Source organism: Streptomyces sp. MI02-7b, from assembly GCF_033793585.1.
Taxonomy (GTDB): Bacteria; Actinomycetota; Actinomycetes; order Streptomycetales; family Streptomycetaceae; genus Actinacidiphila.
In genome coordinates this window covers 53,180-77,181 of record NZ_JARAWX010000017.1, presented here as the reverse complement: position 1 = coordinate 77,181, position 24,002 = coordinate 53,180, and the positions used below count along the sequence as shown (strand labels likewise).

The window sequence follows — 24,002 nt, the reverse complement described above, 5'->3', positions numbered from 1 at the left end:
GCGGCCCGGCCGCGATGCGGTCGAGGCCTGGGATTAGGTCGACGCGTGGCCCGCATGCGGGCGAGGCCGACCGCATCCAGGCCGTCGTTCGGGCCGACTGGGCCCACCAGCCGCCGCTGGTCGAGGACGCACTGGGCCAGCAGACGCTCGCTCTGCTCATCCAGCTGGAAGCTGCCTGCACCGCCTCCGACAATCTGGCCAAGGCAGTGGAAGAAGCCTTCCCTCGGCACCCGGACGCCGAGATCCTGCTGAGCTTCCCCGGGCTCGGCATCCAGCTGGCCGCCCGGATCCTCGCTGAGATCGGGGACGATCGCACGCGCTTCGCCGACGCCCGCGGCCTGAAGGCCTACGCCGGCTCCTCACCCATCACCCGCGCATCCGGGAAAAAGTCCAACATCACCAGAAGGTGGATCAAGAACGACCGGCTCAACCACGCTGGCTACCTATGGGCCTTCTCCTCGCTCCGCGCCTCCGTCGGAGCCAACGCCCACTACCGGCGTCGCCGCGAGGCTGGCGACTGGCACGCAGCTGCCCAGCGCAACCTCTTCAACCGTATGCTCGGCCAGCTGTACCACTGCCTCGAGAAGCGGGAACTCTTCGACGAGCAAGTCGCCTTCCCGGCCGAAGTGATCGTGGCCGCCGCCTGACTCGATCACGGCCTGCCATCCTGGCTACCTCACGGATGAGGGAGACATGACCGAGTCGATCGACGGGTGGATCTGGAGCCGCAACCTGCGGCCTTTCTTGGAAGTATTGTCGCGCTTCGCCGGATACGAGTTCGATGACACCGACTGGCGCACCGTCGAAGCCGCAGTCCAGGACACCGACGACGAGAATCCTGACCTCTGGTACGCGTATCCGCTGGTCGGCGTGAACGCCACGCTGGAGGTGAGTCTTGCCCAAGCCATCGGCGGCGAAGAGATGTCCGTCCGCGTCGCGGGAGCGGAGGCCCCTGAACTCAGGCTGCGGGCCGACACTCTGTTGTCTGCCTTTGCTGTCGGCTGACCGCGTCCGGAGCGGTCAGCTTGACGGCATAGCAACGTGAGGTGTCTGAGCGTCCGCAAGGAGCAGTTCGATATCGAACGCGCTGGGCGCTGTGGCTTCACGCGACAGCTCGGGCAGGGACGGGTGCATCAGAGCGGACCGGTGGAACGCGGCGCACTCGCGCAGCAGGCGCGCCACCAGCGACGTCCCGCCGGTGGCGGCAGACGCCCCCACCTCACGCAGAGCGGCGAGTGCGGCCCGCACGGCAAGGTCGGCCGCGTCGTCCAAGGCCTCGCCGAGCATCCGCGCACGGTAGGTGCCCAGAACTTCGTGCGTTCCGGCGTCTTCCTCTTCGCCGTCTTCGGTGCTGCGAAGGCCACAATGCCGGTCCGCGGCAGCCAGGTACTCATCCAGCACCCGGGCCAAGGCCGTACCGTGAGCCTGCGTTCCGCATGCGCGCAGCCAGGTCGTCGGCGGCACTCGGAACGCGTGCAGGACGGCGACGATCGCGCTGAACGTCCCGCCCTCATACAGCGCGGCCGCCAGCAGGTCCGTCAGCCGGCCCTGACGCTCCACATCGGCACGGGCGGCCGGCGCGGCGCTGCCCAGGCATCGCATCGTCGGGCGTGCCGTCTCGTCCACGGCTCGGAATGCCGGGGCCGCAGGGTACGTGGTCATCCTGGTTGTCTCCCATCGGGCAGAGGCTCCCGTTGCGGCGCGAGGGCAGCGGGTGTCCGGCTTCTTCAGCGGCGCCCGACAGCGAGCGGGTGTTGAGGCTCGCCGGACAGCAGCACGGCGGTGTGCCTGCCGAGCCGGTAGCGCTGCTGCTCTGCCCATCCGGTCTGCAGGTCGTGGACCTGGTCCTCGGTGAAGCCCCGTTGCCAGGGTGCGTCGGCGGGTTCCGCGCCCCGCTCCGGCCACACGCGCGCGACGACGTAGATCTGCCCGAGCGGTCGTAGCCAGCGGCGCGCGTCGACGAGCAGGCGCTGGTAGTCCAGGAACGGCAGCGAGTTGCGGCAGACGATCAGATCGAGGCTGCCGGGCGTGAGCCGGGCCGGGATCGGGTCGACGTCGAAGTCGTGGACGCCGTACCGCAGGCCGCGGCTCGTGCCGGCTCCGGTGGCGATGTCGATCGCGGCCGGCGAGAAGTCCAGGCCGGTCACGTCGTAGCCCCAGCGGTGCAGACGTCGGGTGAAGGCCCCGGTGCCGCAGCCGATGTCCAAAGCTGTGGCGCGGGAAGCGGGCCGGCGGGTGTGCTGGAGGAATTGGTCGACTTCGGCGTCGGTCACGGGGAGCCCCGCCGCCTGTCCGGTGAGGTGCCAGTGATCCCACTGCGTGCTGGTGGTGGCGTGCGTGGCCGCGGTCATTCCGGGTCCTTCGGGCTGTTGTCGCTGGCGGTGGGGACGGCGATCAAGTCGAGATCGGCCTCGCCGGGGGGCATAGGGGCCGTGTGCTGGATGTCGTGCAGGGCCTGTCCCCGTGTCCGGCGTGGAAGTGCCTCCGGCCGTGCGGTGGGCGGTGTCTGGGCCGTCACGTGGTGCTCCTGATCAGTTGAATGGGACAACGACGGCTGTGACGCCGGCGGCGACCATGAGGATGATCATGATCTGTGCGGCGATCTGCCGCCATCCCCATCCCCGGGCGTCCATCCAGCGTGCGGGTGTCCTTCAGGTCGGTGCGTCGTCCTGCGCTTCATGGGTCACGACGTGGACGAACGCCTGGTGCTGGTGGCCCAAGTGCTGGATTTCCGCGGCGTACTCGGCCGGATCGGAACTGACGTCGTGGCGGGTCACGACGACCACGCCCTCGGCGTATCCGCCCTGGATCTGGCGGCGTACCTCCGACCAGCCGGGGCGCTGCCCAGGGGGTGTGTAGGCGCAGAGGCGGCCGACCGGTCCGGCCGGGGCGTCGGTGCGGCGTTGCGCAGGCGTGGCGACGTCGTGGAGGCGGGCGTGGATGGCGTAGCCGCGCAGGGCCGCTTCGGCTTCGGCGGTGTCCCAGTCCGCGTCGGGCCTCTGCCCGGTCCCGATGACCAGGGCGTAGATCACCACTCGTAGAGGGCGGGGACGGTCGGTGCGGTTGACGGCCATTCGCTGGTAGTGGCGGCGCAGTCGCTCGGCCTGGTCCGGCTGGGGGCTGCGGCGGTGCGCGCCCCGAGTCGTCGGGCCAGGTGCCGTGGTTAATGCGGGTACTGCGTGTGTGGGGGTTTCGTTGGCCCGCACCGGGGTGCCTCCGTACGGCGAGTGCGATCGGGGGGCGGCGCCCGCCGCCAAGGGGGGCGGTGCGGCGGGCGCCCGGCCGGTAGCGCACCCGGCCGTTGTTCGCCGGCGGGCGTCACGGAACGTGACTGGGGGATCGTGACATGAAGCTCAGTCACTTTCCTGCCGGGCTCTTAGCTTGCTCCTTTTGGCGGTAGGTCTGCAACATGGAGGACAGAACTTCCAAGAAGAGGTTTGTTTTGGGGCGTCGTCGCCACGTCTCCGACGTGCCAGACTGCGCCCATGACGCAGAAACGTGCGACGCCGACCATCTGGCGGCGCCGGGTCGGTGCCCAACTCCGTCGCTACCGTGAGCCGTTGATGAAGTCGGGAGACGCGGCGCGGCTGATGGGCTGGGATACCACCCGCCTGAGCCGGGTCGAACGCGGCCTGTACCGCATCTCCGCCGCAGAGGTCCGCGACCTCTGCGGCCACTACGGCGTAGACGACACGGAGGCCGTCGAGGAGATCGCCAAGGTCGCCGAACAGCCGCCCGGCGCAGGTTGGTGGGCGCCCTACTCAGGCCGCATCAACGGCGCCTACCTCGACTTCATCGAACTGGAGGCCTCTGCGGACACCATCCGCATCGCTGAGCCGGTCGTCATCCCGGGCCTGCTGCAATCACCGGGCTACGTCCGGGAGATGATCACCCGGGCTCCGCTGGCGGTCAGCGAGGAACGGGCCGAGATGCTCGTCAACATCCGGCTGGCACGGCAGTCCGTTCTCAGCCGCACCGAACGCCCGGTCAGGGTGCATGCCCTCGTCCCCGAGACGGCGCTCAACGCCCGGTTCGCCGCCGGCCAGTCCATCATGCGCGACCAGATACGCAAGCTGCTGGATGCTTCGTCCTCCCCCAACGTGACCTTGCAGATCGTTCCGCTGGCCGCCCATCCGACGTTTCTTGCCAACGGGGCCATGACGTTGATGGGGTTCCGACATCCGTGGACGCCGGTGGTCAGCGCCGACAATCCCATGGGTGGCACCCACACCGAGGAACCCGACCAGGTCGCGTACCTGGAGAAGGTCTTCACCGGGGTCCACTCGATCGCTCTTCCCGTGGACGAATCACGGGAGCTGTTGAACAGGTACCTGGAAGGAACCAACGCGTGACCATACTGTCGGGCCTCACCGCCCCCGATCTGCCAGGCGCTGCCTGGCGCAAGTCGCCTTACAGCGGCGGCAATGACAGCCAGTGCGTCGAAGTCGCCACGAACCTCATCGCCAGCCACGGGGCCGTCGGCATCCGCGACTCCAAGAACCCCAACGGACCGGCCCTGCTCATCGAACCCGCGGCCTTCACGCGATTCATCACCGCGGTCCGCGACGGCCGCTTCGACAACTGAACACCTGACGGGCAAACGCGGCCCGGTTCCCCCCACGCCGAATGCGGGGGGAACCGGGCCGCTGCCGTCTCGCCGCTCCCACCGGACGGGGTGGGCGCGGCGAACGTCTACCGCCAGGCTCGGACTCGGGCGGGAACCGTCCCGGTGTCCGCTCCTGGCACTGTCACACCGCAGTAGGTCCGAGGACGACGGGGATCTGCTGGTGGCCGTTGGAGATGAAACTCGGCAGCGGCCGGAGTTCGTCGGGAGCCAGGGCCAGGCGCAGGGCGGGGAAGCGGGCGAAGAGGCTGGACAGGGCGATGCGGGCCTCGATGCGGGCGAGTTCGGAGCCCAGGCACAGGTGCGGGCCGTAGCCGAACGCGAGGTGGTCGCGGGCGGTGTGGCGGGTGACGTCGAAGGCGTCGGCGTCCTGGCCGTGCGTAGCCCGGTCGCGGCCGGCTGCCGCGTAGTTGATGGCGATGGCCTCGCCCCGCCCGAAGTACAGGCCCGTGGGCTCGTCATGGACGTCCTGGACGGGGAAGCGCAGCAGGATGGTGGCGATCGGCGCCTCGTGCCGCAGTGCCTCCTCCACGACCTGCTCCCAGCTCACCTCGCCGCTGGTGGCCATGGCGAGCTGGGCGGGGTGGCTCATCAGGCTGACCGCGGCGTGGTCGAGCAGGTTGACGGTGGTTTCGTGACCGGCGCCGATGATGAGCATGAGGCTGTCGGCGAGCTCCTGGTCGCTGAGCCGGTCCTCGGCCCGGGCCGCGACGAGCGTGGACGGCACGTCGTCACCCGGCTGCTCGCGCTTGACGGCGATCAATTCGGTGATCAGCTCGTAGACCCGAGCAGGGGCGGCGGCTGCGTCCTCGGGAGACAGGTCGGTGCTGAACAGCCCGCCGACCGCATCGCGGAATGCGTCGTGCAGGTCGTCGGGGACGCCGAGGAGGCGGTTGACGACCAGCAGCGGCAGGCGCCAGGCGAATTGCGCGCGCAGGTCGACCACCTCGTCCGGCCCGGCGTTCTGGAGCTCGTCGAGCAGATCGTCGGTGATGGCCTGGATCTGGGGCGCCAGCGTCCGGACCCGCCGGGGGCTGAACGCGGCGGCCAAGGGGCGGCGCAGGCGGCGGTGTTCGTCGCCGTAGGCGCTCAGGGCGTTGCGGACGTCGACCCAGATCCGCAGCGGCCAGTCGGGAGGCAGATCGCCGTTCTTGTAGGCGGTCCAGTGCTGGTAAGCGTCTTTGGAGACGTCGGGGGAGGTGAGGAGGCGGCGTATGAGTTCGGGGTCGGTGACCGACCAGGCGGGGATGCCACCGGGGAGTACGACGCGGGCTGCCGGGCCCAGGGCGCGCAGTTCGGCGCCCTCGCGCTGGATGGCGCTGCCGGTGGCGCCGAGGGAGTACGGGCATCCGGTGGCAGTGGGGGTCGGCGTGGTCATCTGGGGATTCCTTCGTGGTGGAGGCGGGTGTCGGGCTGGAAGCGGACAGGAAGGGAGGTCAGGCCGGCGTGGAAAGTCCCGGGGCGGTTGCGCAGCTCGTCCTCGGGGACGGCGAGCCCCAGGCCGGGGAGCCGGTCCAGTGCGCGCTCCATGGCGGTCTCGGAGATGGTGCGGGCGATGTCCGGGGCGGGGCAGGCGTGCGCGCCGGCGGAGAAGGCGAGGTGTCCTCGGTTGCCCGCGCGCGCTTCCTGAGGGACTGCCAGCAGCGGGTCACCGTTGGCGGCGGCGAAGGACACCAGGATCGGATAGCCCGGCTGCAGGTAGATGCCCTCGAAGCTCTGCACGCCGATCGGGTAGAGCGGGCTGTAGTTGGACAAGGGCGGGTTGTCCCACAGGACTTCGTCCAGGGCCTCCGCGACGGGCCGGACACCGTCGTGGACCGAACCTGCGAACCGCGGATCGGTCAGGTAGCGGCGCAGCCCGTTGCCGATGTGATTGCTGGACGGCGGCGCGGCAGCCCCGATCAGCAGCAGGATGGTCTGGATCATCTCCGCGTCGTTGAGGCCTGCGGCGATCAGGGAGCTGGTGACGTCGGACCCGGGGTGGGCGCGCTTGATGTGGGTGAGGTCCAGGCACGCGGCCTCGAGTTCGGCGTTGGCCTGTGCGGCGTCGCTGCCCGCGTCGAACAGGCGGGTGACCGCGTGGATGATCCGCCCGGCAAGGTCGGGTGCGCAGCCGAACGTGTCGATGGCGGTGAGCATCGGCAGCGGATCGGCGTACTGGGCGATCAGGTCGCACTCACCGGCCGCGGCGAAGCCGTCGATCAGCTGGTCGGCGATACGGGCGACGGTTGAGGCCAGCGCGAACGTGTCGACCCTGCCCAGGCTGTAGGTGATCGCGCGGCGCAGACGGGCGTGTTCGGCGCCGTCCTGCCACAGGGCATTGTCGCGGGGCTGCATCATCATCAGGGCCGGGCTGTCGGCGGGGATCCGCCCGGCGGCGAGGTCCGACCAGTGGCGGGGGTCCTTGGCGAACCGGGCCGGAGTGTTACGCAGCAGGTAGAGGGCGGAGCGGTAGGTGACGGCGAGGTAGCCGTAAACGCCCGGGGCGATCTCGACCGGCATGATCGGTGCGTGCGCCCGCAGCATGCGATAGGTGGCGTGCGGGTCGGCGCTGAACGCGTCCCCGTAGATCGGTGTCCACCGGCTGGGCGGGGCCGATGAGGTGTCGTGCTGAACGGGGCACGATCCGGCGGCAGGGTGTGGGTGCGTGGTCAACGGACGGGCTCCGGGGTCAGAGTCAGCAGGTAGCGGACGAGGTCGATCAAGGCGTTGCGGGCGCTGGTGTGGTCGCGGGCGTCGCACAGCACCAGGGGCGTGTCGTCGTGGAGGTCCATCACCTCGCGCAGCCGTGATACGGGGATGTCGGGAGCTTCGGGGAACTGGTTGACGGCCACGACGTAGGGCAGGCCGAGGCTTTCCACGAGGGTCAGGATGTGGAAGGTCTCTGCCAGCCGGCGGGTGTCGACCAGGATGAGCGCGCCGAGGGCACCGACGGCCAGGTCCTGGAGAATGCTGAAGAAGCGGCGCTGGCCGGGTGCTCCGAACAGGTACAGGACCAGGTCCGGGCTCAGGTGGAGGCGGCCGAAGTCCATGGCCACGGTGGTGCTGGTCTTGCCCGGCAGGTCGGTGTGGTCGATGTCCTGGGCCGCTGCGGTCATCACCTCCTCGGTGCGGACCGGCGGTATCTGGGACAGCACGTCGACGAAGGTGGTCTTGCCCGCGCCCAGGTGACCGGCGACAAGGACCTTCACGGTCTGCTCGTGGCCAGTCAGCGTCGGCGCGGGCCCGGCGTCAGAGTCGTTGTAGCCCGGCAAGGACTGCCTCCAGCAGCTCACGGTCGGGGGCGGCGGCGTCGAGGATGCGCTGCCGGGTGCTGATGAATCCGGATTCCAAGAGGTCCGCCAGCAGAATCCGCAGGACGCTCACCGGCTGGCCCACCAGCGCGCTCAGTTCAGCGACCGACTGGGCGCTGTGCGCGAGCGTCTGGAGGATCACGTGCTGCTCGGGGTTGAGGTGGTTGCGGCTGAGGTACTTCGCGGATTCGGATAAGACGACCAGGGTGATGTGGTCGAAGGTGTTGCGGCTGGCGCGCGACCGGCCGCCGGTGACCACGTAGGTCCTCACCAGCGGGTCGCCGCCACGCCGCGCGTCGCTCATGCGGGCTCGGCCGGCTGCCGGGGCGCAACCGCGAGCTGTTCGCCGAGCCGGTCGACCGCCTTGGTCATCCGGTGGGAGAAGCCCTCGACGTCCACGTCCCGGCCGGCCGAGGTCACCAGGAACGATCCGGCGCCCGCGGCGATGACGAACAGGAAGCCGAACTTGTAGTGGACCATGGTCAGCTGCCACGGGGTCTGCTCGTCACCGACGAAACCGGCCCCGTTCCGGGAGAGGGCCTGCATGCCGGAGGCGAGCGCGGCCACCTGGTCCGCCAGGTCACGGTCCACGCCGGCCGAGGCAGCCACCTGCAATCCGTCCGCGGACAGCAGGACAGCGTTGCGGCCGTGCGGGACCGCAACGAGGTCGTCGAGAATCCAGCTCACATCGGGACGGGTGCTCATGAGGACTCCTCATCGGAAAGGGCGCGTGCGGACCGGGTGCCGTTCATGAAGGCGGCCAGAGCCGCGCCGGCGTCCAGCGAAGGCGGCTCTGCCACAGGCCGGGCAGGACCCGCCGGTGGAACGGCGGCATGGCGGCGGCGCATGGGCAGGCCGTCGGCCGCCACGTCGAAACCGTGGTCCTCAGGCGGCAGCGGCGCAGCGGCAGCGGCGGCGGTGTGCGCCCGGTGCCGGGGTGCCGTCGCGGTGACGGTCTGGTGCGGGGCCGGAACGACCGGCGGTGCCGCGAGCAGCGGGCGGGGGACGAACAGAACGGCACGGACACCGCCGTGGATCGACTGCTGCTCGTCGACGTCGGCCCGGAAGCCGTACCTCGCCGCCAGCGCGCCCACCCCGAGCAGGCCGAAGGACGGAGGGTTGCGCAGCTCCGTCAGCCGGACCGGATGCTCCCCCGACAGGCGGAGCTTGGCCATCGCCAGGGACTCGGGCGACATGCCGGGACCGGCGTCGTGGACCTGGATGGTCAGACCGTTGTAGCCCTCCAGGATGCTGACCTCGACCGGAGTGGTGGGTGCGCTCTGCCGGCAGGCGTTGTCCAGGAGTTCGGCCAGCGCCAGGACCAGCGGCTCCACCACACGGCCGGCGACGTAGTGCGGTGACTCGTGGGGAACCCGCACGCGGGGGAAGTCCCGTACCCGGGACACCGCGCCGCGCACCACATCGAGCAGCGGGGCGTCCTCGCGCTGCCGTCCGGGCCACCGGTCGGTCAGGGCGGAGACGACCTGCAGTCGCCGGGCCAGCTGGCTGGCGGCGTGGTCGATGGGCTGGATCCGGGCGAGCAGTGTCTCGTCGTGCTCGGCGTTGAGGAGCTTCGTGATCGCGTGAGTGAGTTCGTTCACCAGCGCCATGACGGATCCCGTCACGGCGCCGACTGCCACGCGGGCCGATCCTTCGGCGTGCTCGCTCGCGGCGATGCTCAGCTTCCTGGTGTGGTCACGGATGACCAGGAACGCCTGGCCTGTGGGGCTGGCCGCAACGTCCGGGTGGAGGAACTCGGAGGGCAGATCCCCGTCCGTGAGCCCGTGTTGCAGTGCGGCCACGAGAGCCGGCAGGTGCACAGAAGCCAGGTACTCGGCCTCCTCGTGAAGCCTGCCGATGGCCTCACCGGCTTCCGCCAGCTGCTGACGGGAGGCGGCGGCAGCGGACTCGGCGGTCGTCACCTGGGACTGGAGGGCACGAGATCGGGCACGGTGCGTGCTGACCTTTCTGCCGAGGGGAAGGCCGACCGCGCCCGCGCCCAGGACGACGCCCGTCCACAGCGCAGGGTCGGAGAAGAGGGGAGTCATCAGATCCTCACGGACGTAACGGTGGGGGGCACGAGCAAGGAGACGTCCGGTGGGGAGGCGGCGTCCAACTGGTGCCGCCAGGGCGGCACCAGCCCCTCGTCCGGCTGCGGTACGGCAGGCACGAGACCGGCGGGGGATAACCGCCGTGCCGGTCTTGGGCGGTGGGAGAGCACTGGGGACCCCTTACGAGAGCGGATACGAAGACACAGCGCCAGGTGGGGACTTGCCTGCCGGCCGGGGGCTGAGGCCGGGCACAACACGCTTGTCGGAGTGATTCCGAAGATCGGAACTCCAAGCGTGCGGCCAATAAAACCACGCACCTGGTTGGTTTTGTAGAGGGCAATGAAACCCCGTCCGGTTGATGACGAAATACGTTGCGGCACGGGCACGTTGGACCCGGCCGCAGGGGAATCCGCGGGGTGCGGGAGGAACCTTTAGAGGGCGCCTGGCTCCAACGCTGTGCGCAGGCCGGGTTCCGGTGGTGCCAGCAGCGTGTGACCGCCCCGGATCCGCGCGTCGTACTCAGCGTGCGGCTCCAGGCCCAGGGCTTGCCGGCGCCAGTCCAGCTCGCCGGGGGCGATGCACGGGTAGAGCGTCAGCCCGTGCTGGCCCGGCAGGTATTGCGTGCCGAACATCTGGGGCCGCCGATGCCGGACGAAGTTGCGATCCGTGAGCAGTGCAAGGTCCTTGGCGTCGGCGTCGCCGGCGCGCACTGCTTCGTTGAGCAGGGGCAGTACACGGTCCTGGAAGGCGAGGTCAGGCGTCTCCACGGCGATCAACGCGGCCGCGTGAGCTGCCCGTTCGCCGACCAGCCGGTGCCCCGGCCAGCCGCGACCGGCGGTGATGATGACCGCCAAAATCTCCGTGTTCTCCCGGCGCACCCCTGCCAGGCGGGCTGCCGGCGTCCCTGGCGAGGTCGCCTCGTCGACGCGCCATTTGCAGCGCAGGAGATCCAGACCGAGGTCCGGCCGTTCGGGCTGCTCAGGCATCGGTCACAACCTCGCTGGCGCACAAGCCCCGCGCATCGGCAAGGCTCGCGGGCAGGACCGAGACACGGGGCGCGTGCCATTCCTCGCCGCCCTCCAGCGGGCGCAGCCACACGATGTCGCGGTCGCCGGCCATGACCTGCCCGAATCTCCGCGAGGCGGTGTCGAAGACCAGCGCGGTTCTGGCCAGGCACGTCACCTCGGCGGGAAGCCGCCGGGCGCTCACCCACCGCGCATTCCCCCAGGCGACGGCACTGAGGATCTGCCGCGCGCCCGTCATCCTCGGTGGCACACAGGGCGCGCCAAGCCAGTAGAGCCCGGGAGGCCGCAGGCGGTGGACGGCCGGGAGGCGCACGGCGTCGCGGCTGACGACGAGGACGTTCGGGATCGGCCGCCACGCCGTGACGGCGTCGGCAGCGGTGAAGAAGTACAGAGCGCGTTCGGCCGGGTCGACCATCACCGATCCCAGGCGGGGAATCCAGCGGACGACGTCGAGGCCGAGGTGGCGGGGCATGCGCAGGGCGCACCAGTCGCCTGCCTCGCGCTGACGGCGGGGCGTTTCCGGGTGTTCGTCATCGGTGCCTGTGTGCATGAGCCGTTCTCCTGTTCCGTGACACGGCTGTGCCGCGACGGTATGCACGAGGGAAGACGCCGACCCGTACTGTCGGTACGGGTGACCCTGGAGTACGGCCGGTTACCCCAGGCCCATACGGTCCGCGAGGCCTTCCACCTGGCGCCGGTACGTCGGGCGCACTCGCCTGCGCAGGCCCACGACCATGTCCCGGGCCAGAGGGCTGCGGGCGAGGTCCTCCGGGGCCATCGCCTCCAGATCCAACAGATGAACGAGAACGGCAGGGTCCTCCCGGCGCAGGGCGTAGCAGTGCGCCACTTCCAGCAGGAACGTAAAGCGCCGCTCCAGCGACGGCAGGCGGTCGGCGTCGACCTGGTCCGCGGCCCGCAGTGCTTCGGCGGCCTCCCCGGCCTCCATCTCGATGCTGACCTGATGGAGCAGCACATTCGTCGGCCCGAACACCGTCCACATCGCGTTGCCCTCCCCGGACTCCCGGGCCCGGGGAACGGCGTGGTGGGTGAGCCGGTGGTGCGCGGCCGACCATCGGCGGCGCCGCGAGTCCGCGACCACCGCCACGAGTTGCAAGGCGCCGGTCAGCGCCGGGACCACCGGATCGGATGTCGCCTGCTGCAGCTGTTCGATACCGAGCAGCGCCACTTGCTGCGCGCCGTCTTCTTCCCCGTCGGCCAGCAGGACGTGTCCGAGGTTCCACTGGGCCGCGGCGATACGGATCGGGTCGTCGGCGTCCTGCGCCGCCCGCAGGGCCCGGTCTGCGGCCATGAGCGACAGGTCGACCCGCCCGGTGCGCCGGCAGTACGAGCGGAGCATGAAATACAAGTCGGCTGCGCACCGAAGCACTTCGCGCCGCGCGGCGGCGTCGCTGCCTCGCGTGTAGGCGCGGGTGGCGTGCTCGGTGTCGGCAATGAGCGCCGGCAGTACCGCAGCCGCCTGGGTGAACCGCTCCGGGCTGCTCTGCCAGACCCGCCAGGCGGATTCCACCCGCTCGCGCAGCGCCGCCGGGGTCACCGGGTCCCGGCTCGCCGCCGGTCCGTAGCCCATCAGCGCCTGGGAAACGCTCGGCTCGATCCCCCACCGCGCGGTAACCGGGGATCCGGGCACCGGGTCCTCGCTCAGCAGGGCCGCGAGCGGCACACCCAACTCAGCGGCTAGGGCCTGAAGGACGTCCAGGGAGGGAGTCTTCAGCCCCCGCTCGATCTTCGACAGGTACACCTCGGTGATGCCGCACAGCCCGGCGACCGCCGCTTGCGTGCGGCCCCTCCTGCTGCGCCAGTGCCGGATCCGATCGCCAACTGCCAGCGGTGGAACGCCCATCCCTCCCCCTTTCCTGGGATGGCTCATGAAGGAAGCGTAGAGCGTAGCCGAAAGGTCGCGGTACGCAATCGGATCGGGTGTGCGAGGCTGGGGGCGCTGACGGCAGGCAGGAGGGCAACCGTGACGGATCGCCGGTTCGTGCTGTGGGACATCGACCACACCCTGATCGACACTCGCGGCGTCGGCCGTGAACTGTCCGCCGCGGCCTTCGAACAGGTCACCGGTCAGCCCATGCGGGAGCAGGCCAAAATCGACGGGATCACCGAACCGGTGATCTTCCGCGAGACCGCCCGGCTCCACGGCCTGCAGACCGGCCGCGCCGACTTCGAACGGTTCGCCCGCGCACTCGCCGACGGGCACCTGGCCCACTCATCGGAACTGCGGGAGCGCGGTCACGCTCTTCCCGGCGCCGCAGCAGCCCTGGATGCGCTGGCCGGCGTCCCGGGGCTTGTGCAGACGGTGGTCTCCGGGAACGTCCGCGCGGTCGCGGAGATCAAGCTCAACGTGTTCGGGCTCGACCGCCACATCGCCTGGGATCTCGGCGCGTACGGTGAGGACAACGATGAGCGGCCCGGGCTCGTCCGCACGGCGCTGGCACGACTGAGGGCAAAGTTCGGCGCGGTCGACCCCTCCGAGGCAGTGGTCATCGGCGACACCGCGGCGGACGTGGCGGCTGCCCTGGACAACTGCGTGGCCGTCCTCGCGGTCGCCACCGGCCGGACCTCGGCCGACGACCTACGAGCCGCCGGAGCCGATCTCGTGGTGCCGGACCTGACGCACACCGCCAGCGTCGTGCAGAGGGTGCAGGCACTGCTCGAGGGCTGACCCGCCCGCGTCAAGTGGCGACGAGACCGCCCGCCTCCGGGCTGGCTCCGTGATCTACTCCCGGTCATGCCGTTGATGCTGCTAGACCTCGACAACACCCTGGTCGACCGTGATGCAGCCTTCCGTGCCGCCGTGGCCGGCTTCCTCGCCGAGCACGACCTGCCCAGCTCCGACCTCACGTGGGTCATGGCCACCGACGCCAGTGGATACACCGCGCGTCACCACGTTTTGGCGGCCCTCACCGAACGATACGGCGACCTGGTGCCGGCCGACTCCCTCGCCCTCCTCCTCGACCACGGCGGCGCCGACCACGTCGTTCTGGCTCCCGCGGTGCGCGAGGCGCTGCTCACCGCAACAGCTCACGGCTGGACGTGCGTCATCGTCAGCAATGGACGCACCGCACAACAGGAAGCCAAGATCCTCAAGGCGGGACTCGACCAGCTCGTCCACGGCTGGGTCATCTCCGAATCAGTCGGGCACAACAAGCCGCAGCCCCAGATCTTCCAAGCGGCAGCCGATGCCGTCCGCTTCCCTCTTCCTGGAGCGTGGGTCATCGGCGATTCACCCCACGCGGACATCGCCGGCGCCAGCGCGCTCGGACTTCGCAGCGTGTGGGTGACGGACGGACGGCCCTGGACCCTCAGCTCCTGCGCCCCCACCCACATCGCCGACGACGTCGCCTCGGCGATCGAACACGCCATCGCAACGTCGAAGTAGGCCCGGGGCCGGAGCGCCCCGGGACCGGCATGGTGGTCTCAACGAACCTCGTCGCACCGGGCTGTCATTCCGCTGGGCGAGATTTCGCGCGCCGTCGTTCCACTCACTGAACTATTCGGCCCCTGAGACGGGTTCCGGCTTCCCTCCCGCATCACCTCTTCCTACCGTTGCCGTCGTCCCCGATCCCGGGGGCCTCTCACACAGGAGGAACTCCATGCGCCCCAACCGCGCCTCGCGCCCCAACCGCGCCGCCCGCCCGAACCGCGCCGTGCGGCCGAACCGGGCCGTGCGCCCCTACTGAGCCACCGCGCTCCGAGTGCCAGAAGGCGGCCGCAATCCTGCGGCCGCCTTCACTCGTCTCCCGCCCTGCAACTTCGACCGAAGGACCCCTCGTGGCTGTCACCGACGCCCCCGTGGCCCCCACCCGGCCGTCGACGTCGGCTCCCACCGCCCGCACCGTCGTGTGGACCCTGATCGGCGCCTCGCTCGTCGTGAAAGCGGCCGGGTTCGCCTGGGACTACCTCTCCTACTACGTCGCCGCCGGGCACGGCACGACCGCAGCAGGCGGGGCCTTGACCCTGTTCGGCGTGGGCTGGTGCCTCGGCCAGGGGATCAGCGGATGGCTCACCGACCGGGCCGGGCAGCGCACTGCACTGGCCGTCATGATGACGTTCGCCGCCGCCGCATGCGTCGCCCTGACCCTCGCCCACTCGCTTCCCGCGCTCCTGGTCGTCTCGGTGTGCCTGGGCCTGACCATGGAGACCTACCGTCCCGCGGTCTCCGCCGCGATCAATGAACACCTGCTCTCCGGCGCCGCACGAACCCGAGCGCAAACCGCCCTGTACTGGTCGATCAACGTCGGCATCGCTGTCTGCGGAGGCCTCGGCGGCTACGTGGCCCATCACTACGGCTACCGCCCCCTATTCCTCGCCAACGCCGCGGTGTGCGCCGCCTTCGCACTGCTGGCCCTGCGGCTACTGTCCGCCGACCGGCCAACGGGCGCCCGCGAGAACATCACGTACCGGCAGGTCCTCGCCGATGCTGCGCTGCGCTGGACCGCCACGGTGTCGGTGGCGGCCATGGTCTGCGCCTGGGGGCTGGTCTCCGTGCTGCCGCTCCTGATGACCGACGACGGTCTTCCGCCCACCGCCTACGGCACCGCGATGATCGCCAACACCGTGGCCGTGCTGGCGTTGACGCCTGCCATGACCCGGCTCCTGGTCGGCCGCGGCGACACCCTGCGACTCTCCCCCGTCACCGTCCTGGCGGCCGGTACCGCGATCCTGGGCCTGGGCCTGGCCTACGCCTCGTTCCAGCACACGGTGCTCGGCTATTCGATGGCCTGCGCGGTCCTGGTGCCGGGCGAGATCTGTTACAGCGTTGCGGTCGGCGCCTATGTCTCCACCGCCGTCCCGGACGGAGCGGTCGGCCGCTACCAAGCGGTCCTCTCCGCGGCTTCCGCCGCGGCGTCACTGCCCCCGCTGGGTATTGCGCTCGCTCTGCACGCCGGAGGCCGGCCGCTGGTCGCCTCGATCCTCGGCGGCTGCGCCGTTCTCGGTGTCCTCGCCTGCTACCCGCTGTCGCGCGCCCTGCGACGCACCGGCCACCACCACTGACCGACGTTTCTGGAGGATCCTCGTGACCGCGAACTTCCGCAACGTGCCCTGGCCGACCGGCCCGGCGCCGGCTCGGCGACCAGCTGCCCCCGCCCGGCCGCAACCGCTCGCCCAGACCGCTCAGGGCGGAACGCCCCCTTCGCCACAGACTGGCGGTGACCGCCCCAGAACCCCTGAGGCCGACCCGGCGACGCTGGACGTCGGCCCGAAGACCCCATGGTGGTGGTAGACGCCCCGGAAGTCCTGCACCACCGGTGATGCAGTGAGCGCGGCCAGGTCTGGGACCTGGCCGCGCTCAGTGCATGTGGTGCCCGGTGTTCAGTGCCTGATAGAAAACCCGGCGATCAAGACGTGGCACACCCGTCTCGGACGACAGTTGGCCCGACGTCGTCACCGGCAGACGCATTGATGGCGGCCTCAGGACGCCGCCGTGGTCCGGGGTGACGAGCCTGGTGCCGGCCGTCGCTGGAGACATGAACTGACACTTACGCCTACTTTCCGCGCACTCTGCAGTGGCTGCAGGGCAACAGCGGTCACACGCCCAGAGCGGAGATCCGCTGGCACCGCGGCCGCGATGAAGGGCTACCGCGTCCGCTACACGTTCGCCACGAAGACCCCGTGCCGGTTCGTCGGGCACGACCGGTGATGCACTGAGGGCGGCCAGGTCACAGACCTGGCCGCCCTCAGTGCATGGTGGTGACTGATGCTCAGGCGACCGCCGCGCCGACCTGCTGGATCGCAGGGGCCGGGTACAGCTGCGGGAGGTGTTCGGCGAGCGCGCCGAGGTTCCCGGTGTAGTGCAGGGTGTTCATGCCCAGCCGGGCCGCCGCCGCGGTGTTCTCGGCCCGGTCGTCGACGAACAGCACCCGCTCAGGGTCCGGCCATCCCGCGGCCGCCAACGCCGCTTCGTACGCCTGCTTCGCGGGCTTGTTGATACCGATGCGGGCGCTGTAGACGCTTCTGGCCATCAGGCTGCACGACCATTCGGTCATGTCGAGAGCCTCGGCGAGGGCATGGGGAGCGTTGCTGAGCAGGACGAACTTCGTTCCGGCCCGGTGGGCGGCGCGCAGCAAGTGGATCACGGCGGGGTCGACGGTGGTCCACATGGCTACGTCGGTCTTGATGAGTTCGGGCAGCAGGCTGGCGAAGGTGCGGTCGGTGCGTTGGACCATGCCGGAGACCCAGAACTGGGCGTCGCTGATGACTCCGGCGTCGTAGCCGTCGCGGCGGGACCAGAAGGCCTGCTGGAACTGTGTGACGCGGTCGGCGGGCCAGCTGGCGAGTGCGGCGAGGTTCGCCCATGCCGACGCTGTGGGCTGTTTTCCCAGGACGCCGTTGTAGTCGAGCACGACGGCGTCGTATCGGGTGGCGGGGGGACGGAGGGTCATCGCGAGGTCTCCAGCGCGGTTCGGGAGGCGGCGGCCACGACGGCCGCGAGCAGGACGGGAAGGGCCAGCGCGGCCGGGAGGCTGCCGGTCAGGGAGGCGAGTGCGCCGATGACGGCCGGCCCGGCCAGGAGACCGAGGTAGCCGGTGGTGGTGACGGCGGCGACGGCTCGGGGGCCGTGCCGTCCGGCGGCGGTGATCAGGGCGGGCACCGTTGCCGACAGCCCCAGCCCCAGGGCTGCCCATCCGGCCAGGGCCGCGGGTGCGGCGTCGGCAAGGAGCCCGGCGGCAAGGCCTGCCGTGGCCAGGACCGCGCCCATGCGGACGAGGATCGGTGCGCCGTATCGGGCGATGAGCCGGTCCCCGGCCAGACGCCCGGCGGCCATGGCGGCGCTGTAGACGGCGTAGGCGGAGGCTGAGACCGCGGCGGTGGCGCCCAGGCCGTGGAGGTGAACCGCGGACCAGTCCGCTGCCGCGCCCTCCCCCAGCAGACAGGCCGCGGCCAGCGCACCGAGCAGCCAGAGCCGGGCGCGGGGCGTGTTCGACTGGGCCGCGGGTTCGTGGCCGTCGCTGGCAGCCGGGGTGAGGCGGATGATGCTGCGGGTGGCCGGAATGGCGAGGACGATGCCGGCGACGGCAGCGAGTCCGGCGACGAGGAAGACCGTGCGGTGCGAGATGTGGGCGGTGGCGGCCGCGGCGGCGGCCCCGCCAAGGGCGCCGAGCGAAAATCCGGCGTGGATCCCGGACAGGATGCTGCGGCCGTAGGCGTCTTGGCAGCGCACGGCGGCCACGTTTGCTCCGACGTCGAGGAGCCCGTGTGCGACCCCGAAACAGGCCGCGGCCGCGATCAGCGTGGTCAGGGTGCGGCAGGCTCCAAGCGCGGCCAGGGCCGCGGCAACCGCAATGGCCGGGGCGGTCAGCAGCCGGGCCGGGCCGTGGCGGTGGGCGATGCGGCCACCGAGGTAGAGGCCGGCGACGATGCCGGCGGCGGACGCTAGGAGCACCAGGGACAGCAGCCCGGGTGTGAGGTGCGCGGCGGACTGGACGGCGGGCATCCGTGTGCCCCACACCGCCATGAGCGCGCCGAGACCGACGTAGTAGCCGGTGAGGAGCCTTCGTGCCGTCACCGGGGGCGATGCGGGTTCCGTGACGGCGGCCGGGGGCGCGAGGACGGTCACCATGAGGTCATCTCCGCTGTGGTGAGCTGGTTGAGGACGGTGGTGGTCAGGCGAGCGATGTCGGTGTCGACCGTGATCAGGTCGCGGTCGGTGGCGCTGAGGAATCCGGCCTGCTGGGCGGAGGCCAGGAAGTGGAGCAGCGGGTCGAAGAAGCCGCCGATGTTTGCCACGGCGATCGGCGTGTGGTTCAGGGCGAGTTGGGCGCCGGACCACATCTCGGCGAGTTCCTCGAGGGCGCCCAGTCCCCCGGGCAGGATCAGGAAGGCGTCGGCGAGGTCGCGCATCACGGCCTTGCGTGTTGCCATGTCCGCCACGACCTCCAGCCGGGTCAGGGCAGGATGCACAATGTCGGGCCTGTTGAGGCTCCGCGGGATGACGCCGGTGACTTCGCCACCGGCGGCGAGCGCCGCATCTGCGAGGGCTCCCATCAGGCCGATCCGGGCCCCGCCGTAGACGAGTTCGGCGCCGGCGGCGGCCAGCAGGGCACCGACGGTGCGGGCGGCTCGTCCGAAGGCGGGGTCCTGGCCTGGGGACGAGCCGCAGAACACGGTGACCCGCAGCGGCCGCTGCATCACCGTCTGGCCGGGCGCCGCGGTGCAGGTGGGGTCGGTCAGTTCTCGCACAGGGTCACCTCGAAGCTCCGGTCGGCCAGCGTCGGGAGCGCGGCGGCCAGGGTCAGGCGCTGCTGGTGGGCGTAGTCCAGGTGGGCGTCGGTGACTGCACCGGCGAACGCCGCGCGGCGCAGCCGTGCGGTCTGGCCGCGGAGCTGGCCCGGGTCGAGGCCTTCGCAGGCGCACAGGTCGATCAGTTCGCGGTAGCCGATCACTTCGCACAGATGCCTGCGGGCTTCGGGGTCCGGCCACAGGTCCGTGAGCTCGTCGACGAGGGTGCGGTCTGCGGGCGGCGTGCCGTAGCCGAGCATCCGCTCCACCCGGTCCGCGGTCCGGGTGGCGTGACCGGTGACGCTGGCCTCCAGCCAGCACTCGACGTGCACGGTGGCGCCGTCGCTCCAGTCGTGACGGGCGGCGAGTTCGTGCAGGATCGAGATCGATCCACCCTCCAGCACCAGCGTGCTGACGCCGGCATCGTTGAGGGATTTGCGTTGGTGGACCAGGTGGTCGACGGCTTCGGCGGCGGTGACCGGGCCGGAGCGCACGGGGCGCTGAATCGGGTAGATCCGCTGGGTGCCCTGCAGTTCGCCCATGGTGGGGCGGCCGGAACCGATGGCCAGCTGCGTGTGGCACTGCACGCGGTCCAGAGCCAGAACCGGGCTGTGGTGGCGGTGGGCGAGAGCGACGGCACGGGCCGTCTTCCCGGCACCGGTGATTCCGATGACGAGGTGGAGCGCGGTCATGCTGCATCTCTCCTGCTGCACATGCCGCCGCCCCGCGACGGGACGCCGGATCAGGAAGGTGGAGGGCGCGGCCCGAACAGGGCGGCGCTCGGGGCGGGGCCGCCGGCCCGGCCGGGTCAGGTCGTCCGGGCCGGCGGCCCCGGCTCATGGGGTGCCGGGATCAGATCACCGGTTGTACGGGCACGCCGTGTTCTCGGGCAGGCACGTCTGGGTGTCGAGGTAGGCGGCGCTGACCCAGCCGTAGGTGCCGGCCTTGAGGCCGGTGCGGGTCTTGGTGTCGGTGGAGACGTAGTACCAGGAGCCCTTCGTGCAGCGGGCGGTGAGCCGGTCCTTGCTGTACAGCAGTCCGAGGGCGCTGTAGCTGGTGCCGGGGCCGGTCCGCAGCCGCAGGCCATCGGTGTACGGCCAGACGTCCTGGTCGCGGATGTTGACGGTGCAGGCGCTGGAGCCGACGGCGGCCGACGCGGTCGGGGCCAGGGCGATGCCGGCGCCGACGAGGAGGGCCGAGGCCGCCGCGAGGGTGGCAGTCGTAGTGCGGAAACGCATGTCAGGTCTCCCTGGGGTGTGGTGAAGGGACAGGTGTGGTGGTGCGGTGGGCGAGGAGGGTGAGCGCGGCGGCCGCGGCCGCGAGCGCGCACAGCTCGTAGCCGTGGTCCATCCGGCCGCCGAGGCCAGTGCCGACAGCGAGGCCGACGTTGACCACGGCGACCAGCCACCCGAAGGCCTCGGTGACCGTGCCGGGCACGGCGAGGTCGTCCACGACCTGGTAGCCGACGGTCAGCAGCGGCAGCCACAGCCCGCCGGGCACCGTGATCAGCGCGAGGGCGAGTACGGGCGGCGGGTCCATCAGCAGGAGCGGCAGCCAGGCCAGCGCGAACAACGCGGCGAGGGTCTGCAGTTGGACGGTCCGGCTGCCGGGCCAGGCTCGGCGCCCGTAGACCAGGCCGCCGGTGACGCCGGCCAGCGACAGCGCGGCCGGTAGAGCGCCGGTCATCCACAGTGCGTCGTGCCGGTCTGCGGCCGCCGCCGCGGCCACGTTGAGGCCGCCGAGCACGATCCCGACAGCGAAGAACGCGACCAGGACCAGCCGCATGCCGCGCGGACGGAGCGCCGCGACCAGGTCACGGCGCCGCGGAGTGGGACGCCAGCGGCGCAAGGGCTTGGACGCGGCGACCAGCAACGAGCCGACCAGCCCCACCACGGCCACCGCGAGCAACGCGGCCTTTGGCGACAGAGTCGTCGCCAGCACCGTGACCAGCAGCGGACCGACGACGTACACGATTTCCTGGGCGCTGGAATCCAGCGCGTAGGCGGCCTTCAACACCGCGGTCCTGTCGGACAGAAGGTCCGGCAGGACCGCACGCAGGCAGGACTCCAGCGGCGGGCTCGCCGCGCCCCCCAGCACGACGCAGCCCACCCCGGGCCAGGTCGTGGTGTCCAGTACCGCCGCCGCGGTGAGCGCTGCTGCCGAAACGGCAGCGCCCCCGGTGAGCGGCAGGGTCTGCCCACGCCGGTCGGCGAGGCGTCCGAGCAGCGGCTGGCCCAGCGCGGCCGCCAGCCCGTACGCGGCGGCGAGCATCCCCCGGTGCGCCAGGCCTCCCCCGTCGGCGGCCACGACGAACATCACCGCCAGCGGTGTCATTCCGCCGGGCAACCGGCCGATGTGGGTGGCCAGCATCAGGAAGGCCACCTGCGGGGTGCGCAGCACCGCGCCGTAGCCGAGCGTCCTGCGGTGGCTGGCGGCGCGGAGCGGTGCCGTTGTCGGCAGCGTCATCGCAGGAACTCCCCCACATGGAAAGACGGCACGAGGAAATGAGGCGAGCGGTGCCCGGCGAATTCGGGTGCGTGCGGCCGGTGATTACGCCTTGTCGGTGAAGTGGCCGATGTTGATGACTTTGGAGTTCGGGCCGTAGCCGTACACGTCGAAGCGCAGGGTGTGCTTCTCGATGTAGTTGGGGTGCTTGCAGCTGATGGACTTGCCGTATCCGCTGATGCCGCATTCGGCGAGGTAGGAGATGTCGGCGGTCTGGTCCCAGACCCACACCGTCAGACCGAAGCCGTCGTTCTTGGTGTCCTTGACGTAGATCGTGTCGGTGGCGCTGGTGAACTTGACGATGCCCCGGCTGTAGGTGTGGGTGCTGGTGGCCTGGGCCGTGCCCGTTCCGACGACGAGCGCGAGGGCAAAGGCAGCCCCGGTTACGGCAGCCAGATTCCGTGCAATCTTCATGTGCAAGTTCCGTTCATCAGTCGAAAAGGGGTGCAGTGCTTCGGGGCGTTCGAAACCCGCGATCGAGCGAGAAGGGTTTGGCAAGGCACGCTGCGACGGCGTGATGGACGCGGCATCGCTCGGGCTCTACTCGATCCTGTTGACGGCGCCAGTGGCAATCACGAAGGCCTTCAGGCGCCAGGTTTTCTCACCCAGTGGAATCCTGGAGGTGCTGGTATCACTCACCGGAATCGCGACCGCAACGCGGCCGCATATCCCTGCGGGGACTTGGAGCGCGCAACGGGTGCGGCCTCCTGAAGGCAGCAGTGGCCGACCCCAGAGATGGTGCGAGAAGGTGTGGTCGTGATCGGCGATGAGATCCACGGACTGGCGGCATGGTCGCCGTGGGTGCCGTTGAACGGCGCTGAGCCTCCGCGACTGCCCGGGGTTTACCTCGCGCGGCAGGGCGCGAACGGTCCCATGGTCTACACGGGCATGGCGGGTGAGCGTCAGGGTGAGGGGCTGCGGGGCCGGCTCAAGCGGTACACCAGCGGGAGGGCACTGGCGTCAGGCCTCGGTGAAGCGGTCTTCGACCGGGCCTTGGCCGACCCGGCGTGGTTGCGCGAGCGCCTCGCCGAAGTCGAGGCCGGCCGGCCGATGCGGGCGACCGACTGGGGCAAGGCTGCGCTGTCCTGGGCGGATCCGCATGTCTGCTGGGCTGTTGCCGCGAGCGGACAGGAGGCCAGGGCCTTGGAGCGCGCGGTCCTGGCGGTGGCGAGCGAGGCCTGGTGGAACCGTGCTCACTGACGACAGCGCGGGTCGGTGCGGCGGGGCGTTGACGCGTGCTGGGTGACGACTCACCAGGACGAGAGCGGGGCGTGACTTCAACGCGCAGTGGTACGCGCGTCCTTACGCCGTTCGCTGTCCGCAGGTGATTCCGCCTCGGCTGCGCAGCGTGACGCCGGCTTCAGTGAGGAGACGGTGGACGAAGCCGTAGGACCGGCCGGTGCTCTCGGCCAGCGTCCGGATGGTGGCGCCGCTGCTGTATGCCGCGCTCAACTCGGTTGCGAGCTTGCCGCGCTCTGCTCCGGTGACCCTCGTGCCCTTGCCGACCATCGTTGTTCTCCTTCGCTGTGTCCAAGGGGGGGTGATCTTCTCGCATCGCCTCGGAGCTCGGCAGTAGAACAGCGAAGCCGGGATGGGGAATCCCACCTGGCTGCTACATGTCCTGCCGTACCGCCTCGAGCCGACGCGAGGGCTGTGCTCCTGTCGTGGCAGCTGCTGCCTGGATACGGTGCACGGTCGGCCGCGCCGTGACCAATGCGCAAGGGGCCGACGGGCGGGTGAATCTCACTGAGTGGAAGCTGAGCGTGTTGGATTCCTGGTGGTGGGATGCGCCCGGCCGTCGATGGGGGGTGGGGTGCCGTCGACGGGGGTGAGACGGCGCCCCACCCGGCCCTGGGCGTCGTCGGGGGTCTGCAACGACGCCTGCAGGCCGCCCGGAGATGCGAGCCGGGCGATCGGAGGCACTTCATAGGTACAGGTAGGAAGCCGTTTGCCGCCACCGTTGCGGCGACCTCGGGGCCAGGATTCTCACCTGCTGGAACGGTGGGCGTCTCGGTTCCGCCCACTGGCATGGGACTCGATCGCGGCGAGATCTTGGGCCCGAAGTCCGGAACCGTAGGGTCCGAACTTGAGGTGTGCACAGCAGATCAACATTGTTTTTCCTGTGGCTGCCGTGAATGATGAGATCACCAAACCACGCACCGGGTTGGTTTACGGCGTGGCTGGCTGCATGCGGACGGGGTCCCTGACGCTGAGCCGGCCTGCGTGACCGCCCTGCCCGCGCGCGGCCGGGGCGCCGGGC

Annotated in this window: 28 protein-coding genes and 1 pseudogene; 8 read left to right on the top strand and 21 right to left on the bottom strand. The window is 70.6% G+C overall.

What is annotated here, in order from left to right:
• Nucleotides 1-62: 62 nt before the first annotated feature.
• A pseudogene (locus tag PV364_RS26240) lies at nucleotides 63-647 on the top strand (transposase); the annotation flags it as partial.
• A 46-nt stretch (nucleotides 648-693) separates the two neighbouring features.
• Complete coding sequence (locus tag PV364_RS26235) at nucleotides 694-1,005, top strand: hypothetical protein (protein ID WP_319662779.1); 312 nt, start codon at nucleotides 694-696, stop codon at nucleotides 1,003-1,005.
• 15 nt (nucleotides 1,006-1,020) lie between these two features.
• On the opposite strand, the gene PV364_RS26230 is transcribed toward PV364_RS26235, so the two are convergent.
• The 4 genes from PV364_RS26230 to PV364_RS26215 all read right to left on the bottom strand — a co-directional run bounded on the left by PV364_RS26230 (nucleotide 1,021) and on the right by PV364_RS26215 (nucleotide 3,074).
• The gene (locus PV364_RS26230; RefSeq protein ID WP_319662778.1) at nucleotides 1,021-1,626 is read right to left on the bottom strand and encodes a hypothetical protein; all 606 of its coding nucleotides are present in this window, start codon (nucleotides 1,624-1,626) and stop codon (nucleotides 1,021-1,023) included.
• Nucleotides 1,627-1,727: 101 nt separating this feature from the next.
• Complete coding sequence (locus tag PV364_RS26225) at nucleotides 1,728-2,351, bottom strand: class I SAM-dependent methyltransferase (RefSeq protein ID WP_319662777.1); 624 nt, start codon at nucleotides 2,349-2,351, stop codon at nucleotides 1,728-1,730.
• The gene (locus PV364_RS26220; protein ID WP_319662776.1) at nucleotides 2,348-2,518 is read right to left on the bottom strand and encodes a hypothetical protein; all 171 of its coding nucleotides are present in this window, start codon (nucleotides 2,516-2,518) and stop codon (nucleotides 2,348-2,350) included. The genes PV364_RS26225 and PV364_RS26220 overlap by 4 nt, the downstream gene beginning before the upstream one ends.
• Before the next feature lie 133 nt (nucleotides 2,519-2,651).
• A complete protein-coding gene (locus PV364_RS26215) occupies nucleotides 2,652-3,074 on the bottom strand; it encodes a hypothetical protein (RefSeq protein ID WP_319662775.1) in 423 nt (140 codons plus the stop codon).
• Between the two features lie 411 nt (nucleotides 3,075-3,485).
• Between PV364_RS26215 and PV364_RS26210 the strand changes: the two genes are divergently transcribed.
• Nucleotides 3,486-4,352, top strand: a complete 867-nt coding sequence (locus PV364_RS26210; RefSeq protein WP_319662774.1) for a helix-turn-helix transcriptional regulator — start codon at nucleotides 3,486-3,488, stop codon at nucleotides 4,350-4,352.
• On the top strand, nucleotides 4,349-4,585 hold the full coding sequence (locus PV364_RS26205; protein ID WP_319662773.1) for a DUF397 domain-containing protein: 237 nt from the start codon (nucleotides 4,349-4,351) through the stop codon (nucleotides 4,583-4,585). Before PV364_RS26210 ends, PV364_RS26205 begins: the two co-directional genes overlap by 4 nt.
• A gap of 163 nt (nucleotides 4,586-4,748) precedes the next feature.
• On the opposite strand, the gene PV364_RS26200 is transcribed toward PV364_RS26205, so the two are convergent.
• The 9 genes from PV364_RS26200 to PV364_RS26160 all read right to left on the bottom strand — a co-directional run bounded on the left by PV364_RS26200 (nucleotide 4,749) and on the right by PV364_RS26160 (nucleotide 12,854).
• Complete coding sequence (locus PV364_RS26200; protein ID WP_319662771.1) at nucleotides 4,749-6,002, bottom strand: cytochrome P450; 1,254 nt, start codon at nucleotides 6,000-6,002, stop codon at nucleotides 4,749-4,751.
• Complete coding sequence (locus PV364_RS26195; RefSeq protein WP_319662770.1) at nucleotides 5,999-7,126, bottom strand: cytochrome P450; 1,128 nt, start codon at nucleotides 7,124-7,126, stop codon at nucleotides 5,999-6,001. The genes PV364_RS26200 and PV364_RS26195 overlap by 4 nt, the downstream gene beginning before the upstream one ends.
• Before the next feature lie 149 nt (nucleotides 7,127-7,275).
• Nucleotides 7,276-7,815, bottom strand: a complete 540-nt coding sequence (locus PV364_RS26190) for a GTP-binding protein (protein ID WP_319662769.1) — start codon at nucleotides 7,813-7,815, stop codon at nucleotides 7,276-7,278.
• 40 nt (nucleotides 7,816-7,855) lie between these two features.
• Complete coding sequence (locus PV364_RS26185; RefSeq protein WP_319662766.1) at nucleotides 7,856-8,221, bottom strand: DUF742 domain-containing protein; 366 nt, start codon at nucleotides 8,219-8,221, stop codon at nucleotides 7,856-7,858.
• On the bottom strand, nucleotides 8,218-8,622 hold the full coding sequence (locus PV364_RS26180; RefSeq protein ID WP_319662765.1) for a roadblock/LC7 domain-containing protein: 405 nt from the start codon (nucleotides 8,620-8,622) through the stop codon (nucleotides 8,218-8,220). The genes PV364_RS26185 and PV364_RS26180 overlap by 4 nt, the downstream gene beginning before the upstream one ends.
• A complete protein-coding gene (locus tag PV364_RS26175; protein ID WP_319662764.1) occupies nucleotides 8,619-9,965 on the bottom strand; it encodes a sensor histidine kinase in 1,347 nt (448 codons plus the stop codon). The genes PV364_RS26180 and PV364_RS26175 overlap by 4 nt, the downstream gene beginning before the upstream one ends.
• Before the next feature lie 434 nt (nucleotides 9,966-10,399).
• Nucleotides 10,400-10,954 carry a DUF6624 domain-containing protein gene (locus PV364_RS26170; RefSeq protein WP_319662763.1) on the bottom strand — a complete coding sequence of 185 codons (555 nt, stop codon included), beginning with the start codon at nucleotides 10,952-10,954 and terminating at the stop codon, nucleotides 10,400-10,402.
• The gene (locus tag PV364_RS26165) at nucleotides 10,947-11,543 is read right to left on the bottom strand and encodes a hypothetical protein (protein ID WP_319662762.1); all 597 of its coding nucleotides are present in this window, start codon (nucleotides 11,541-11,543) and stop codon (nucleotides 10,947-10,949) included. The genes PV364_RS26170 and PV364_RS26165 overlap by 8 nt, the downstream gene beginning before the upstream one ends.
• Nucleotides 11,544-11,645: 102 nt before the next feature.
• A complete protein-coding gene (locus PV364_RS26160; RefSeq protein WP_319662761.1) occupies nucleotides 11,646-12,854 on the bottom strand; it encodes a helix-turn-helix transcriptional regulator in 1,209 nt (402 codons plus the stop codon).
• 120 nt (nucleotides 12,855-12,974) lie between these two features.
• Here PV364_RS26160 and PV364_RS26155 point away from each other — a divergent pair, with 120 nt between their 5' ends.
• From PV364_RS26155 to PV364_RS26145, 3 genes are all read left to right on the top strand, one after another.
• Entirely contained in the window at nucleotides 12,975-13,679 is a 705-nt protein-coding gene (locus PV364_RS26155) for an HAD family hydrolase (RefSeq protein WP_319662760.1), read from the top strand.
• Nucleotides 13,680-13,745: 66 nt separating this feature from the next.
• Nucleotides 13,746-14,396 (top strand): HAD family hydrolase, encoded by a 651-nt coding sequence (locus PV364_RS26150; protein ID WP_319662759.1) that lies wholly within the window; start codon nucleotides 13,746-13,748, stop codon nucleotides 14,394-14,396.
• 392 nt (nucleotides 14,397-14,788) lie between these two features.
• Complete coding sequence (locus PV364_RS26145) at nucleotides 14,789-16,012, top strand: MFS transporter (protein ID WP_319662758.1); 1,224 nt, start codon at nucleotides 14,789-14,791, stop codon at nucleotides 16,010-16,012.
• Between the two features lie 707 nt (nucleotides 16,013-16,719).
• On the opposite strand, the gene PV364_RS26140 is transcribed toward PV364_RS26145, so the two are convergent.
• From PV364_RS26140 to PV364_RS26110, 7 genes are all read right to left on the bottom strand, one after another.
• Nucleotides 16,720-17,400 (bottom strand): HAD-IA family hydrolase, encoded by a 681-nt coding sequence (locus tag PV364_RS26140; RefSeq protein ID WP_319662757.1) that lies wholly within the window; start codon nucleotides 17,398-17,400, stop codon nucleotides 16,720-16,722.
• Nucleotides 17,397-18,578 carry an MFS transporter gene (locus tag PV364_RS26135; RefSeq protein ID WP_319662756.1) on the bottom strand — a complete coding sequence of 394 codons (1,182 nt, stop codon included), beginning with the start codon at nucleotides 18,576-18,578 and terminating at the stop codon, nucleotides 17,397-17,399. Before PV364_RS26135 ends, PV364_RS26140 begins: the two co-directional genes overlap by 4 nt.
• Nucleotides 18,572-19,198: a TIGR00730 family Rossman fold protein gene (locus tag PV364_RS26130; protein ID WP_319662755.1), complete on the bottom strand. Its 627-nt coding sequence runs from the start codon at nucleotides 19,196-19,198 to the stop codon at nucleotides 18,572-18,574. Before PV364_RS26130 ends, PV364_RS26135 begins: the two co-directional genes overlap by 7 nt.
• Nucleotides 19,186-19,929 (bottom strand): isopentenyl transferase family protein, encoded by a 744-nt coding sequence (locus PV364_RS26125; protein ID WP_319662754.1) that lies wholly within the window; start codon nucleotides 19,927-19,929, stop codon nucleotides 19,186-19,188. The genes PV364_RS26130 and PV364_RS26125 overlap by 13 nt, the downstream gene beginning before the upstream one ends.
• Nucleotides 19,930-20,094: 165 nt before the next feature.
• Nucleotides 20,095-20,475: an SH3 domain-containing protein gene (locus tag PV364_RS26120; protein WP_319662753.1), complete on the bottom strand. Its 381-nt coding sequence runs from the start codon at nucleotides 20,473-20,475 to the stop codon at nucleotides 20,095-20,097.
• Between the two features lies 1 nt (nucleotide 20,476).
• Nucleotides 20,477-21,703 carry an MFS transporter gene (locus PV364_RS26115; RefSeq protein ID WP_319662751.1) on the bottom strand — a complete coding sequence of 409 codons (1,227 nt, stop codon included), beginning with the start codon at nucleotides 21,701-21,703 and terminating at the stop codon, nucleotides 20,477-20,479.
• Nucleotides 21,704-21,787: 84 nt separating this feature from the next.
• A complete protein-coding gene (locus PV364_RS26110) occupies nucleotides 21,788-22,156 on the bottom strand; it encodes a hypothetical protein (RefSeq protein WP_319662750.1) in 369 nt (122 codons plus the stop codon).
• 342 nt (nucleotides 22,157-22,498) lie between these two features.
• Here PV364_RS26110 and PV364_RS26105 point away from each other — a divergent pair, with 342 nt between their 5' ends.
• Nucleotides 22,499-22,942, top strand: a complete 444-nt coding sequence (locus PV364_RS26105) for a hypothetical protein (RefSeq protein WP_319662749.1) — start codon at nucleotides 22,499-22,501, stop codon at nucleotides 22,940-22,942.
• Between the two features lie 102 nt (nucleotides 22,943-23,044).
• Here the strand turns inward: PV364_RS26105 and PV364_RS26100 are convergent, their stop codons facing one another.
• A complete protein-coding gene (locus tag PV364_RS26100) occupies nucleotides 23,045-23,251 on the bottom strand; it encodes a helix-turn-helix domain-containing protein (protein ID WP_415924606.1) in 207 nt (68 codons plus the stop codon).
• Between the last annotated feature and the right edge of the window lie 751 nt (nucleotides 23,252-24,002).